The following is a 13,171-nucleotide window of genomic DNA, read 5'->3' on the forward strand; positions in this document are numbered from 1 at the left end:
TGTGCCGCCGGGACGGGGAGAGCCCAAGTGGGAAGCCCAGTCGGAAGCACATCGGGACGTGGCGCAGCTTGGTAGCGCACTTGACTGGGGGTCAAGGGGTCGCAGGTTCAAATCCTGTCGTCCCGACTAGAGGTTCGCCTCGTAGTCGCAGATCAGAAGCCCTGCTTCACATCACGTGAAGCAGGGCTTCTTGTCGTTTCTGGGCCGCTTTGCCGCATTTCGCGGCCAGCAGGTGCCGACATGCGTCAAAGCCGAGTCGTGACGGTCTGGCCCGCTCTAGCCTGGGGGCATGCCTGACATACCCGACGCTCACGAGCCGGAACCGGCTGACACCTCAATCGCCGGCCCGACTGTCCATCAGCACGCCGATGCAGTCGAAGGCGTCACTCCGCTCGACTCGCACGCAATGGGCGTTGAGCTCCTCCCGTTGGCCGAGGTGATGGCGAGCACCGGCGCCTTGGCGGCGGCCGTGAGCACCGTAGCCAAGGCGAAGATCGAGAGGCGGGCGGACGTACGCAAGGCGGAGATCGAGGCGGAGACGAGACGCCTGGAGATCGAAGCCGAGACCCGGCGCACCCAGATCCAGGAGTCCGCCGAGACCCGGCGGGAGCGTATCCGTCAACAGAACGGGCAGCCGGCGATCGACCCGTCCGCGCCGAACGCACCCGACGAGTGAGAGGGGCGCAGGTTCTCATCCTGTCGTCCGACTCGAAGGAGTCGTAGATCAGGGGGCGTTTCGGAGAAATCTGGAACGGCCCCTCGGTCGTTTTCGGGCCGGGCGGGACCGGTTCGGCTACGCATTTCGTCGCGGGGTGAAACCTGGACCGAGGGGTCGGGCGTCAACTGGGGGACGGGGCGCTGCGCCCCGAGTCTGGAGAATGCGACATGGCCGTCGTCGTTCGAGCCCGTTCGTTGTTGGTGGGTGCCGCGTCCGTGCTCGTCCTCGGCGGTGGGCTCTCCACGACCGCCGTCGCGGATCCCGTGTCGGAGGCGCCGGCGCCCCGCTGGAACCAGGCCAAGGTGCCGGGTGAGGACACCGTTCTGAGCGGTTCGGTCAGACCCGACGCGCACACCACCTGGACGGCCGGCTTCCGGATCTCCCGGGACGATGGGGGCGACGCGTTGCTGCCCGCGCTCTTCACGCACGACGACCGGAGCGACGGGCCGTGGAAGGAGGTCCCGACCGCACCCGGGGCCGTCGGCCGGATCAATGCCCTCGCGGCGGACTCGGCCCGGGACGCGTGGCTGGTCGGTGACGCCGGCTGGGAGGGCGAACCGATCATGACGCAGCACTGGGACGGGCGTTCGTGGCGGCTGGAGCCCGCGCCGATGCCGGAGAAGGCGCTCGGCGGAGGCCTGCTGGGGGTCGCGGCGATCGCGCCGAACAACGTGTGGGCGGCGGGCTGGGGGCAGATCCTCGACGAGCGGATACCCGATCCGGACGGCGGGCCCACCCAGGTCATCGACCATATGGAGGGCCTCGTACAGCACTGGGACGGGCGTGCCTGGAACATCGTCAAGCTGCCCAAGCTGTACGCGAACTGGGGGCTCAACGCGATCTCGGCGTCCGGCCCGAGAGACGTCTGGGCGGTCGGCAGCGGCTACGGCGACGACGACGGGCCGGTGGTCCTTCACTTCGACGGGCGTTCCTGGACCGCGATGCCGACACCCCCGTACGGCGGTCTGTTCGGCGAGTTCAACGATGTCGTCGCGAACGGGCCGCGCGACGTATGGGTGGCGGGACGCACGGTCCTGGACGACAAGGACCGCGGCCACGCGCTGATCATGCACTGGGACGGGCGGAAGTGGACGCGCATGGACGCCCCGGCCGAGGCCGGCGCCATGATGGGCCTGGCCGCGACGCGGGACGGCGTGGTCGCCGTCGGGCGGGTGGCCAACGGCGACGGCGGCTACGCGCTGCAGGTGTCCGGTACGCGCGTGACCTCGCTGGGGTTCCCGGCGGACGCGGACGGGATGTCGTACTCGCCGTGGAAGATCTCCGTCACCGGGCGCGAGGTGACCGTCAGCGGCTCGGCCAACTATGTGGACCAGCAACTGCCGCAGCCACTGCTGCTGACCACCCGGCTCTGACGTGATCCGTCGTGCCCGCGCGGGGCGGTCGGGGACCGCGCCGCGCGGGCACGAGGGTCAGGCCGGGGGCGGCGCCTGGGTGAGGACGCGGGCGGCGGCGTAGTCCTCGCGGGACGCCTGCTCGGCCAGGTCCAGGTAGCCGTAGGCGTCGTGGCCGATCGGGATCCGCAGGGGCGTGGGCGTTGTGGAGGCGACGATGTCGAGGACCTGGGCCGCGAAGTCCTCGGGGCGGCCGGTCTCGGGGTTCTCCGCGAGGCCGCGGGTGCCGGTGAGCGTGTCGAGGTTGGTGCCGTCGTAGGCGGGGATGCGGTGGTCCGCCTCGGCCAGGGAGGCGCCGTAGCGCGTGGCGAACATGCCCGGTTCGAGCACGGTGACGCGGATGTTGTGCGGGGCGGCCTCGGCGGCCAGCGCCTGGCTCATGCCCTCCAGGGCGTGCTTCCCGGCGACGTAGGCGCCCAGGCCGGGGAAGGCCATCCGGCCGACGATGGAGGACACGTTGAGGATGTGGCCGTGTCCCTGGGCCCGCATCAGCGGCAGCACGAGGCGGGCGAGCCGCCAGGGGCCCACGACGAGGATCTCCAGCTGGTCCCGCACCTCGGCGTCCGAGAGCTCCTCGACCGCGCCGAACAGTCCGACACCGGCGTTGTTGACGAGGACGTCGATGCCGCCGAGGCGGTCGGACGCGGTCCGGACGGCCTCCTCGCAGGAGGCCGCGTCGCGCAGTTCGAGCGGGACCCGGAGGATGCGGCCGGGCCAGGCGGCGGCCAGCTCCGCCAGATCGGCGGTCTTGCGAGCGGTGACCGCCACCTCGTCACCGGCCGAGGCCGCGGCGGTGGCCAGGGCGTGCCCCAGCCCGGAGGAGCATCCTGTGATCAGCCAGCGTCGTCCCATCGTTCCCCCGTGATGACGAAGTCGTTCCGGATGGTCGTGGTGCTTGCCAGTGCCTGTGCCTGTGCCTGTGGCCGATTGTGCCCGACCGTGCCCGGGCTGTCGTGGGCGACGACAGCCCTCGCTCGGCCGGAGAGGAACTGCGCGAGCCGGTTCCGGTTTCCGGTTCCCGGCGAGGTCTCAGCGCGGGGCCGGGGGCCGGGGCGTGCTCGACACCCCGGTCGCGCGGCCGCCGAGTTCGGCGTCCAGGGTCTCCTGGGCGTTCCGCATGGCCTCGGCGAACCTGGGCTCGGACATGCGCCGCCACGCCAGACCCGGACCGACCTCCTCGGTCCGGCTGACCACCCACCAGATGTTCCCGAAGGGGTCGCGCACCCTGCCGCCGCGGTCTCCCCACGCGCTGTCGGAGGCCTCGGTGACCACCCGGGCCCCGTGCGCGACCGCGGCGGCGATGGCGGCGTCCGCGTCGGGAACGTAGATCCGCAGCAGCGAAGGCATCACCGGCCAGTCCGCCCGCCGGTCGAAGGCGAGCACGACCGTGTCGCCGATCTGGATCTCGCCGTGCCCGATGGACCCGTCCTCGACCTGGATCCGGGCGATCTCGCTGCCGTCGAACGCGGCGGTGATGAACGCGAAGAGCGCCCCCGTGTCGTCGGTGACGACCCACGGCGCGACGCTGGTGTAACCCTCGGGTGCGGTGCGGCTCATGCTGCGGGTCCCTTCGTCGTGCTCCTGCTCGGTACGAGAACCGTAGGACGCGACCGGGCCGATCCCTCCGCGTCCCCCGTGCGTCGTCCGACACGAGTCGCCGACCGGCGCACAGCGGGTGCGGAGGGGCTGTGGAATCACGTCCGGGTGTTTCGGGAGGCAGACTCCCGAGCCGCGGAGTGGGCCCCTCGATGCCCTTCCCCGGGGCGGGTTCGTCGTACACGGCTCCGGGCAGCCCGGCGAGCGGAACGGTCAGCTCTTCGGAGGGGACGGTCGCCCCAGGCGCCGGTTCGCCCTGGGGTCGCCGCGGCCGTCGGAGCGACGTCCACCTCTGCCGGTTCACCGACGACGGGGCGGTGATCGTCGGGCGCGGCGAGCTCACCTGGCCCAACGGCGACCCCGTGCGCCAGTACCTCCGGCAGTGAGGAGTCGGGGGTCAGGAGTCCAGGGCTTCGAGGATGTCCTTGGTCGCGGAGACCTTGCCGATGCGGGGGAAGATCTTGCCGAAGGTGTGGGCGTGGGAGTCCGGGTCCGTGTCGGTGGTGGCGTCCTCGGCGAAGACCAGCTCGTAGCTGTTCTCCCAGGCGGTGCGGGCGGTGGACTCGACGCCGACGCTCGTGGAGATGCCGGCCAGGACGATGCGGTGGATGCCGCGGCGGCGGAGCTGGAGGTCGAGTTCCGTGCCGGTGAAGGCGCCCCAGTGGCGCTTGGTGACGACCACGTCCCCGAGCTCGGCCAGCTCCCGGGGGATCTCCGAGAACGCGGCCGGGGGTGCGGCGGCGGGGCCGGGGCGGTCGACGTCGGTGGTGGGCAGGTCGCCGCCGTCGGGGGACCAGGCGACCTTGACCAGTACCACGGGCAGTTTGCGGGCCCGGAAGGCCTCGGCGAGCGCGATGGCGTTCTCGAGGATCTCGGGGGCCGGCCGGGTGGTCGGGAGGCCCAGGATCCCCTTCTGGAGGTCGATGAGGACCAGGGCGGTGCCGCCGTCGAGGTTCAGGCTGGGGGTCATGGAGGGGCTCCTTCGGTGAGGTGGTCAGTCCTCTGCGAGTCGGCGCAGCAACGGGACGGCCGCCGCCAGTAGTTCCTGCTCGGCGGGGGTCAGCCGCTCGGAGATGAGCTCCGCGACGCGGTCGTGGCCGGCCTTGCGGCGCTCTTGCACGAGGCTCCGGCCCCGGGTCGTCAGCGCGATGAGCAGCTGCCGGCCGTCGGTGGGGTGGGGGGTGCGGGCTACGAGGCCCTCGGTCTGGAGGGCGTTGACGGTGGCGATGACCGACTGCGGGCGGATCTTCTCCGCGCGGGCCAGATCGGCGGCCGTGGTCGGGCCGAGGCGGTCGAGTCGTTTCAGTACGGACATCTGCGACAGGCTCACCCCGCCGCCGACGGCGTTGCGCACCTGCCGGAGCAGCATGCCGAGGGCGAGCTGGAGTTCCTCGGCGGTCTGTTCTGCTGGCATGCTCCGACCCTAGAGGAAAGACAGGCAACCTTGCAAGGTTGACTTATTTGTTTTGTGGGGTGGGGGGTGTCGGGGGCGGGGCCGGGACGGTGGTCGTGGGGGTGTTCCAGCCCGAGATCCTCAGGTGCGGGGTGGATCCGTGCAGGTCAGTGGTGCGGTAGGTGGCGGTCAGGGTGAGCGATTCGCCCGGCCAGAGGCTGACCTGGTTGTCGGACCAGCGGACGGGCAGGACGGGGCGGTCCTTGTCGTCGACCAGGTGGACGTCCGCGAGGAGGGCCGGTGTGGTGCCCGTGCCCGCGTGGTGCAGGGTGATCGTGGTGGTGGAGGTTGAGGCGTCCCCGGGTGTCGTGGACGCCGTCGCGGTCAGGTGGGTCGTGGGCATCGAGTGCAGGCCCGTGAGGTCCGCGTAGGAGGTGGTCGGGGTGTAGTACCAGTCGGTGGCCGGGTAGTTGAGGACGTCCGGCTTGGTCGAGAGCCAGTACACGTTGCGGCTCAGCTCCCGGCCGTCGCCGTCGCTCAGGACCAGCCGCGCGAGGTAGGCCGAGGGCAGCCCGTCCACCGAGGCGGGCAGGGTCATGGCCGTCGTCTTCGCGCCGTCGCCGCCGACCGCGAGACCGCGCGCGGTGCGGTCGTACTTCACCACCCCGCCCGGGGTGAACAGCGTCACCCGCGCGGTCAGTTCCGCCGCGGGCTCGTGGCGGCGGTTGACCACGGCGACCGTGCGGTCGTCGTAGGAGTACTGGACGTGCAGCGGCTCGTTCGCCTTCTTCGCACCGAAGTAGGCGCCGCCCTGGTCGAGATGGCGGTCCAGGAGCTGCCAGTGGAGAGAGGTCCAGCCGCTGTTGAACATCCAGTAGACCACCCCGGTCGAAGGCGCCTTGGGGTCCTTGGCGTTGCGGGCGTACGCCTCGAACTGGGCCCGTACGTTCTCGTACTGGGCGAGCTGCGCCTTGCGGACGTAGTCCTCCAGTGAGCTCGCGGCCCCGTAGCGGGCGGTCAGCGCCTCGTCGTACAGCTTCAGCGTGGCGAAGGTCTTGGAGGGGGAACGGTGGTACTGGCGGGCCGAGGGGTCGCGCCAGAGGGTTTCCAGCTCGGCGGGGGACATCATGCGCCGCAGGGTGTCCAGGGTGGGTACGGAAGGCCCGGCGCTGGTCTCGGAGTTGAAGCCGGTGGCCCCGCCCTCGCGCTTGTCGTACCAGTAGCCGGGCGGCACCCAGTCGTAGGGGCCGGTCATGCGCATCCCCGAACCGCCGGTCAGCGGCGCCGAAGCGGCGCTGGCCGCCGACACCACCGGCGTGGGCCAGTCGGCGGCCCGCAGCGCGTCCACGTACCCCCGCTCGATCTCGGCGTCCGGCGCGAAGTCGCTGCCGATGAGGAAGGAGGCGACGCTGGGATGGCGGCGCAGGCGGGTGGCCTCGGCGGCCATGGAGGCGGCGGCGACGCGGTAGTCGTCCTCCTCCCACAGCTCCCCGGCCTCCGTGCCGTTGACCTGCCCCTCCCACTTTCCGCAGCACTGCCAGCCCGGCAGGGTGAGGATCCCGTAGCGGTCGGTCAGGTCGAAGAACTCGTCCGGTTCGAGGTGCCCTTCCAGGCGCAGGGTGTTCAGCCCCAGGTCGAGGGCGTACTTCAGCCGGTCCTCCACGTACGTCCGGTCCCAGCGCAGGAACTCGTCCGGCGACCAGCCGCCGCCCCTGATCAGCAGGGGGCGGCCGTTGACCTGGTACTGGCGGGCGCCGTCGGAGTTGAGCGGGGCCCGTACCTCGCGGACGCCGAAGGTCTCGTCGGTCGCGTCGGAGAGCGTTCCCGACGTCGTCGCCGTCAGGTGCAGGCCGTAGAGGTCCTGCCCGCCCATGCCGGCCGGCCACCACACTCGGGGTGATTTCAGGTGGAGTTGGGGGTAGTCGGCCGGGGTGAAGGTGACCGTCTTCGTCTCGTGTGCGCGCAGCGTGACGTCCTGGCGGAAGGGGGCGAACGCCGGGGCCGGGGCGCCGGTGGCGGGGCCCGTCAGCGTGCCGGTCACCGTCGCGGTGACCTGGGCGGCCGAGTCGTTGCGCAGCTTCGCCTTGACGGTGAGGTCTGCGGAGTCGAGGGCCGGCAGGGCCAGGCCGGTCACCACGTGGGCATCGCGCAGGGCGACCGGGCCGCCCCGGCGTACGAGGACGTCGCGGACGATCCCCATGTTCGCGTCGGCCGGGGGCTGCAGCCAGTCGAGCCAGCCCGTGGTGAGGTGCTTGTGGGGGTTGTTGGGCCGGATCCGGAAGGCGACGGTGTTGGTGCCCGCCCGGAGGAGGGCGGTGACGTCCAGCTCGTGGTGGGTGTACGCGCCGGTCACCGTGGACGCGGCGGCGACCTGACGGCCGTTGACGAACACGTCGGCGGCCGAGATCACCCCGCTGAAGTCCAGGGCGGTCCGGGCGGTGGTGTCGGCCACGGTGAAATCGGACCGGAACCACCACGGCACGGTGAACTCGGCGGCAGGGATCTTCTGTTGGTTGGTGGAGTAGAAGGGGTCGGGGTACGTGCCGTGCGCGAGGAGGGCCGCGAGCACGGTCGAACGCGGCCCGGCCGGGTACCAGCCGCTCGCCGGGTAGCCGGGCGTGGAGACGGCCGCCGCCGTCTCGGGGACCCGGGCCGTCGACTGCACGGCGTAGCCCGCCAGCGCGGTCGTGCTCCCGGGCGTCGCGGCGACGACGGTGGCCGCCGGCGGTCCGGGAGCGGTGCCTCGGGTCGCGTCCGGGGCGGCTCCCCGGGCCGGGGCGGCGGCGGTCAGCGCGCACAGCAGACCGGCCACGGCCAGGGCGCGGACGCGGGCGCGCACGCCGGTGCCGATGCGGGTACGGATGCGGCTACGGACTCGGGCGCGAACGCGGGCGCGGACGGGGCGGTGGGGCACGGCGCCCTCCGAGGAGGCTGGTCGGCACGGAACGCCCCGACGTTAGCCCCGGCCCGCGAGCCGCAGCGCCTCGCCGCGCACGCGCGGGCGGGGTCTTAGGCCAGGTCGCCCATCGCAGGGCCGTACTCCCACCGGGACCGCGGCACGGCCCTCAGGCCGGGATCTCCTCCGCGGCGGCCGGCTCCGGCAGTCCGCGGGCCAGGAGCCAGGCCAGCAGCGGGAGGGCGGCCAGCGGGAGGAGCGCCGTGGACAGGGAGGCGGCGTCGGCGGCGGCGCCGATGAGGGGGCTGGCGAGACCCCCGACGCTGACGGTCAGGCCCAGGGTGACCCCGCTCGCCGTGCCCATCCGGGTCGGGAGGTAGTCCTGGCCCAGGGTGACCTGGAGGGAGAAGGGCACGTACAGCGCGGCGGCGGCCAGCGCGGAGCACACGTAGACCAGGGGCAGCGGAAGGAAGAGGATGCCCGCGATGGCGGGCACGGCCGCCGCGTAGGAGCGGTGGACGGTGGTGACCCGGCCCCAGCGGGTGGCCAGCCGGCCGCCGAGCAGGGTGCCTGCGGCGCTGCCCGCGAAGAGCGCGAACAGGGCCACGGCGCCCGCGGTCGCGCTGCCGCCGCGCTCGCGGACGTACAGGGCGATGAAGGTGCTCAGACCCATGAAGACCACCGAGCGGACCACCACGACCAGGGAGAGCCGCAGGAACGCCCGCCAGTCGTCGGACGGCCGGTCGCCGGACGCCGGGCCGGGTTTCGGGCCGGACCGCGAACGGGCTTCGGCGGGCGGCCAGTTGAGGAAGACGCCGAGCGAGGCCGGGAGGGCGAGCAGCCACCACCCCGCCGGTCCGGGCAGGGCCAGGGCGCCGACCACCAGCAGCGGCGCGCAGGCGAAGCCGATGTTGCCGCCGAGCGCGAACCAGCTCATCGCGCCGTGCCCGGAGCCGCCCGTCACCCGGACCATCCGGGCCGCCGCCGGGTGGTAGGCGGCGACGCCCAGCCCCGACAGGGCGACGGCGGCCAGCGTGGCCGCGTATCCGGCGTCGAGCCCGACCAGGGCCACGCCCAGCCCGGCGGCCGCGGTGGCCAGCGGGATCAGCCAGGGCATCGGCCACCGGTCGGTCAGCGCCCCGAAGAGGGGCTGGACCACCGAGGAGAGCAGGGAGGCGGCGAGCACGATGCCGGAGGCGGCCGCGTATCCGTACGAGCGCTCGGAGACGAGGAAGGGGACGAGCGCGGCCACGGCGCCCTGGTAGACGTCCACGCAGGAGTGGCCCGCGGAGAAGGCGGCCGTTCGCAGCCGGGCGGGGGAGCGGGGTGCGGAGCGGGCGGGGGCCCGGTCGGGGGACCGGGCAGGGGGCGGGGGCGGAGCGGTCGTCGAGGTCACCGACTGAGAATCGCTCTCGACCGGGGCGGCCCGCTTCCGATAAATTGCCGGGTGATGCAGAAAATCCGCCACACCCCCCGCGCCGCGACGAGCATCCGCGAGCTCGACACCCACCAGGGCATCGATCCGCACCGCCACGACGACCACCAGATCTGCTACGCCGGTTCCGGGGTGCTGTCCATCACCACCGACGCCGGCACCTGGGTGGCCCCGACCACCCGCGCGCTGTGGATCCCGGCCGGGACGGTGCACGAGCACCGGGCCTTCGGCCGCGCCGACTTGCACTGCGTGGGCCTGCCGGTCCACCTCAACCCGCTCTCCCTCACCGCCCCCGCCGTGCTCGCCGTGGGACCCCTGCTGCGCGAGCTGATCCTGGCCTACACCCGGGCCCCCGAGGACGGCAGCGCGCAGCGCCGCCGGATGCTCGGGGTGCTGCTCGACCAGCTCAAGGCCTCACCGCTCCAGCCGCTGCACCTGCCCGCCCCCGCCGACCCCCGGCTGGCCGCCGTGTGCACGCTGCTGCACGCCGATCCGGCGGATCCGCGCGGGCTGGCGGAGCTGGCCGCGCACGCGGGTGCCGGAGCGGGGGAGCGGACGCTGAGCCGGCTGTTCCGGGCCGAGCTGGGCATGACCTTCCCCCAGTGGCGGACCCAGCTGCGGCTGCACCACGCGCTGCGGCTGCTGGCCGTCGACACCCCGGTGACGGTGGTCGCGCACCGCTGCGGCTGGTCCTCGGCGAGCGCTTTCATCGACGTCTTCCGCCGGGCCTTCGGACACACGCCCGGGGCCCACGCCAAGGGGGTCGGCGCGGGCAGCGGGCCACCCGGCTCGCACAGCGGCCACCGAGAGGTGACGATGGGGGAGGAGACCGTTCCGGGGCCAGGCGCTGGGAGGCACCCGTGGCTCACACCCGTACACCCGAAGTACTGATTACGGGCGCCGGCCCGGTCGGACTGAGCGCAGCCGCGGAGCTCCGCCGCCACGGTGTGAGCTGCCGCCTGATCGACCGCCTGCCCGCCAGGCTCCCGTACGCGAAGGCCATCGGCATCCAGCCGCGCACCCTGGAGGTCTGGGACCGGATGGGCCTGGCGCGCACGGTCCTCGAGGCCGCCGTTCCGCTGTTCGGCCAGCTCGTCTACGCCAACGGTCGGGAAGTGGCGCGGATCGAGATGGAGTTGCCGCCCGAGGTGCCGTACGGGTTCGCCGCGCTGCCGCAGTACGAGACCGAGCGGCTCATCGAGGAGTACGTGGCCGCTCTGGGCACGGTCATCGAACGCGGCACGGAACTGCTGTCGTTCACCCAGGACGAGCGCGGGGTCACCGCCCGGCTGCGCACGGCCTCCGGCGCCGAGGAGGAGGTGCGCACCAGCTATCTCGTCGGCTGCGACGGAGCGCACAGCACCGTGCGCAAGGGGTTGGGGCTGACCTTCGAAGGCGGGGCCTTCCAGGAGGAGTTCATGCTGGCCGACGTGGTGGCCGACTGGGACCTGCCCCACGAATACAGCGTGCGGTCCACGCACTTCGCCGCCGACGGGTCCACCGACGACGCGCTGATCTGCGTCCCGTTGCCCGGCGAGGGCCGCTACCGCATGTCGATGATGGTCCCGCCGGAACTCTCCGCGGAGGCGGCGCCGGCATCAGGGCCCGCCCCGGCTCGCGGCCCGGCCGGGGGCGACGGTGTGGCGCACGGCATCGCGGAGGGCGACGGGCGCGTCCCCGAACTGCGCCACGTCCAGGCCGTCGTGGACCGGCTCGCCCCGCGCCCGGCCACCGTCTCCACGTTGCGCTGGTCGTCGGTGTTCCGCATCAGCCACCGCATCGTCGACCGTTACGGAGAGGGCCGGGTCTTCGTAGCGGGCGACGCCGCCCACATCCACCCGCCCACCGGCGCCCAGGGCATGAACACCGGGATCCAGGACGCCTGCAACCTGGCCTGGAAGCTCGCGCTCGTCCTGAAGGGTGCTGCCGGGCCGGCCCTGCTCGCCGGCTACGACGCTGAACGCCGCCCCGTCGGCGAGGAGGTCGTCGGCCGGACCCTGCGGCACAGCACGCAGGGCATCGCGAGCGACCCCGACGACCCCCGGACGGTGCTGCTCCGCGAGGCCCAGCTCCTGATCTCCTACCGCGGCGGCCCGCTCGCCGGCGCCCCGTCCGGCCCGGCCGACGCGCCCCAGCCCGGCGACCGGGCCCCCGACTGCGCCGGCCTGACCCTGCCGCTCGCCGCCTACCCCCTGCGCCTGCTCGACGTCCTGCGCGACCGCACCGCGCATGTGGTGCTCCTGTACGGGGCCGACCCCGCCGCCCTGGCGGCGGCCGCCGAGGCCACCCGGGCCGCGGACCGGCCGCCCGCCGGGTCCGGGACCGGGCTGGGGCTGCAGACCATCGGCGTCCTCGCCCGCGAGGCCCCGGAGGGCGCGTGCGAGGCGGTGGCCAACACCGCGGCCGTGCCCGGATACCGGGACGCCGCCGGAGAGTTCGCCCGGCTCTACTGCCCCGACGGCCCGACCGGCTTCCTCGTACGCCCGGACGGATACCTCGGAGCCCGCTTCCCGCTCGCCGACACGGCAGCGGCCCTGTCCGGCTACCTCCGGGCGCTGTCCGCACCCTAGTGCGGGCCACAGCACTGGCGCCGTGACCTTCGGATCTTGCCGGGGCCCATACTGGCCGGTGTGAACATCGAAGACGACACCCGCGCCGGTGCTCCTGACGACACCGTCCTGTGCGCCGTCCAGGGCCGGACCGGCGTGATCACCCTCAACCGCCCCAGGGCCCTCAACGCCCTCACCCACCCCATGGTGCTGCGCATCGCCGAGGCCCTGACCGGCTGGGAGCGGGACCAGGGCGTCGACCAGGTGCTCATCCGGGGTGCGGGGGAGCGCGGGCTGTGCGCCGGAGGGGACATCCGGGCCATCCACGACGACGCCAAGGCCGGGACGCGGGCCTCGGCGGAGTTCTGGCGCGACGAGTACCGGCTCAACGCGTACATCGCGCGCTACCCCAAGCCCTACGTCGCCCTCATGGACGGCATCGTGATGGGCGGCGGGGTCGGGGTCTCCGCCCATGGCAGCGTCCGCGTGGTAACCGAACGCTCCCGCGTCGCCATGCCCGAGACCGGCATCGGCTTCGTCCCGGACGTGGGCGGCACCCATCTGCTCGCCCGTGCCCCCGGCCTGCTCGGTACCCACCTCGCCCTCACCGGCTCCGCCGTGGGCGCCGCGGACGCGCTGCTGTGCGGGCTGGCCGACCACTTCGTACCGGCCGACCGGCTGCCCGCGCTGACCGCCGAGCTGGCGGACGCCCCCGCCGACGAGGTGCTGGCGCGCCACGCCGCCGCCCCCGGGCCCGGGCTGCTCGCCGAGTGGCGGGGCTGGATCGACCACTGCTACGCGGCCGGCACCGTCGAGGAGATCGTGGACCGGCTGCACGCGCAGGGCGACCCGGCGGCCAAGGAGGCCGCCGAGACGATCCTCGCCAAGTCCCCGACCGCCCTCAAGGTGACCCTGGAGGCGGTCCGCAGGGCCGCCGCCCTCGGGGAGCTGGAGGCGGTGCTGGACCAGGAGTTCCGCGTCTCCTGCCGCGCCCTGACCTCACCCGACCTGGTGGAGGGCATCCGGGCGCAGGTCGTGGACAAGGACCGCAGCCCGCGCTGGTCCCCGGCCACCCTCGGCGAGGTCACCGAGCAGGACGTGGCCAGGTTCTTCGCCCCGCTCGGCTGATCCCGGCGGCCGGGCCTTTGCGGCCCGGCCGGTCGAGCCGGTGC

At 73.4% G+C, this 13,171-nt stretch carries 12 protein-coding genes and 1 tRNA gene; 7 read left to right on the plus strand and 6 right to left on the minus strand.

Going from position 1 to position 13,171, the window contains the following annotated elements; translation table 11 throughout:
* Positions 1 to 52: 52 nt before the first annotated feature.
* The 3 genes from OHU74_RS30970 to OHU74_RS30980 all read left to right on the plus strand — a co-directional run bounded on the left by OHU74_RS30970 (position 53) and on the right by OHU74_RS30980 (position 2,091).
* Positions 53 to 126, plus strand: a tRNA-Pro gene (locus OHU74_RS30970).
* A gap of 280 nt (positions 127 to 406) precedes the next feature.
* Positions 407 to 676, plus strand: coding sequence for a hypothetical protein (locus tag OHU74_RS30975; protein WP_371618928.1), 270 nt, complete (start codon positions 407 to 409; stop codon positions 674 to 676).
* A gap of 209 nt (positions 677 to 885) precedes the next feature.
* The gene (locus OHU74_RS30980; RefSeq protein ID WP_371618929.1) at positions 886 to 2,091 is read left to right on the plus strand and encodes a hypothetical protein; all 1,206 of its coding nucleotides are present in this window, start codon (positions 886 to 888) and stop codon (positions 2,089 to 2,091) included.
* A 57-nt stretch (positions 2,092 to 2,148) separates the two neighbouring features.
* Here the strand turns inward: OHU74_RS30980 and OHU74_RS30985 are convergent, their stop codons facing one another.
* Positions 2,149 to 2,982 (minus strand): SDR family oxidoreductase, encoded by an 834-nt coding sequence (locus OHU74_RS30985; RefSeq protein ID WP_371618930.1) that lies wholly within the window; start codon positions 2,980 to 2,982, stop codon positions 2,149 to 2,151.
* Between the two features lie 177 nt (positions 2,983 to 3,159).
* Positions 3,160 to 3,687: a VOC family protein gene (locus OHU74_RS30990; RefSeq protein WP_371618931.1), complete on the minus strand. Its 528-nt coding sequence runs from the start codon at positions 3,685 to 3,687 to the stop codon at positions 3,160 to 3,162.
* 191 nt (positions 3,688 to 3,878) lie between these two features.
* Between OHU74_RS30990 and OHU74_RS30995 the strand changes: the two genes are divergently transcribed.
* Positions 3,879 to 4,112, plus strand: coding sequence for a hypothetical protein (locus tag OHU74_RS30995; protein ID WP_371618932.1), 234 nt, complete (start codon positions 3,879 to 3,881; stop codon positions 4,110 to 4,112).
* 11 nt (positions 4,113 to 4,123) lie between these two features.
* On the opposite strand, the gene OHU74_RS31000 is transcribed toward OHU74_RS30995, so the two are convergent.
* The 4 genes from OHU74_RS31000 to OHU74_RS31015 form a co-directional block, all read right to left on the minus strand.
* A complete protein-coding gene (locus OHU74_RS31000; protein WP_371618933.1) occupies positions 4,124 to 4,696 on the minus strand; it encodes a hydrolase in 573 nt (190 codons plus the stop codon).
* A 24-nt stretch (positions 4,697 to 4,720) separates the two neighbouring features.
* On the minus strand, positions 4,721 to 5,140 hold the full coding sequence (locus tag OHU74_RS31005) for a MarR family transcriptional regulator (protein WP_371618934.1): 420 nt from the start codon (positions 5,138 to 5,140) through the stop codon (positions 4,721 to 4,723).
* 43 nt (positions 5,141 to 5,183) lie between these two features.
* Complete coding sequence (locus tag OHU74_RS31010; protein ID WP_371619868.1) at positions 5,184 to 7,982, minus strand: exo-beta-D-glucosaminidase; 2,799 nt, start codon at positions 7,980 to 7,982, stop codon at positions 5,184 to 5,186.
* A gap of 202 nt (positions 7,983 to 8,184) precedes the next feature.
* The gene (locus OHU74_RS31015) at positions 8,185 to 9,324 is read right to left on the minus strand and encodes an MFS transporter (RefSeq protein ID WP_371619869.1); all 1,140 of its coding nucleotides are present in this window, start codon (positions 9,322 to 9,324) and stop codon (positions 8,185 to 8,187) included.
* 141 nt (positions 9,325 to 9,465) lie between these two features.
* Between OHU74_RS31015 and OHU74_RS31020 the strand changes: the two genes are divergently transcribed.
* The 3 genes from OHU74_RS31020 to OHU74_RS31030 are packed head-to-tail and all read left to right on the plus strand — an operon-like array spanning position 9,466 to position 13,127.
* A complete protein-coding gene (locus OHU74_RS31020) occupies positions 9,466 to 10,341 on the plus strand; it encodes a helix-turn-helix transcriptional regulator (RefSeq protein WP_371618935.1) in 876 nt (291 codons plus the stop codon).
* Entirely contained in the window at positions 10,311 to 12,020 is a 1,710-nt protein-coding gene (locus tag OHU74_RS31025) for an FAD-dependent monooxygenase (protein ID WP_371618936.1), read from the plus strand. The genes OHU74_RS31020 and OHU74_RS31025 overlap by 31 nt, the downstream gene beginning before the upstream one ends.
* 60 nt (positions 12,021 to 12,080) lie before the next feature.
* Complete coding sequence (locus OHU74_RS31030; protein ID WP_371618937.1) at positions 12,081 to 13,127, plus strand: enoyl-CoA hydratase/isomerase family protein; 1,047 nt, start codon at positions 12,081 to 12,083, stop codon at positions 13,125 to 13,127.
* Positions 13,128 to 13,171: the final 44 nt, after the last annotated feature.

Origin of the sequence: Streptomyces sp. NBC_00454 (genome assembly GCF_041434015.1) — a bacterium.
Lineage (GTDB): Bacteria > Actinomycetota > Actinomycetes > Streptomycetales > Streptomycetaceae > Streptomyces.

What these genes read in the sequence shown, in the direction of transcription:
- OHU74_RS30975 (WP_371618928.1), top strand. Translation starts at nt 407, where the DNA reads ATGGGCGTTGAGCTCCTCCCGTTGGCCGAGGTGATGGCGAGCACCGGC.
- OHU74_RS30980 (WP_371618929.1), top strand. Translation starts at nt 886, where the DNA reads ATGGCCGTCGTCGTTCGAGCCCGTTCGTTGTTGGTGGGTGCCGCGTCC.
- OHU74_RS30985 (WP_371618930.1), bottom strand. Translation starts at nt 2,982, where the DNA reads ATGGGACGACGCTGGCTGATCACAGGATGCTCCTCCGGGCTGGGGCAC.
- OHU74_RS30990 (WP_371618931.1), bottom strand. Translation starts at nt 3,687, where the DNA reads ATGAGCCGCACCGCACCCGAGGGTTACACCAGCGTCGCGCCGTGGGTC.
- OHU74_RS30995 (WP_371618932.1), top strand. Translation starts at nt 3,879, where the DNA reads ATGCCCTTCCCCGGGGCGGGTTCGTCGTACACGGCTCCGGGCAGCCCG.
- OHU74_RS31000 (WP_371618933.1), bottom strand. Translation starts at nt 4,696, where the DNA reads ATGACCCCCAGCCTGAACCTCGACGGCGGCACCGCCCTGGTCCTCATC.
- OHU74_RS31005 (WP_371618934.1), bottom strand. Translation starts at nt 5,140, where the DNA reads ATGCCAGCAGAACAGACCGCCGAGGAACTCCAGCTCGCCCTCGGCATG.
- OHU74_RS31020 (WP_371618935.1), top strand. Translation starts at nt 9,466, where the DNA reads ATGCAGAAAATCCGCCACACCCCCCGCGCCGCGACGAGCATCCGCGAG.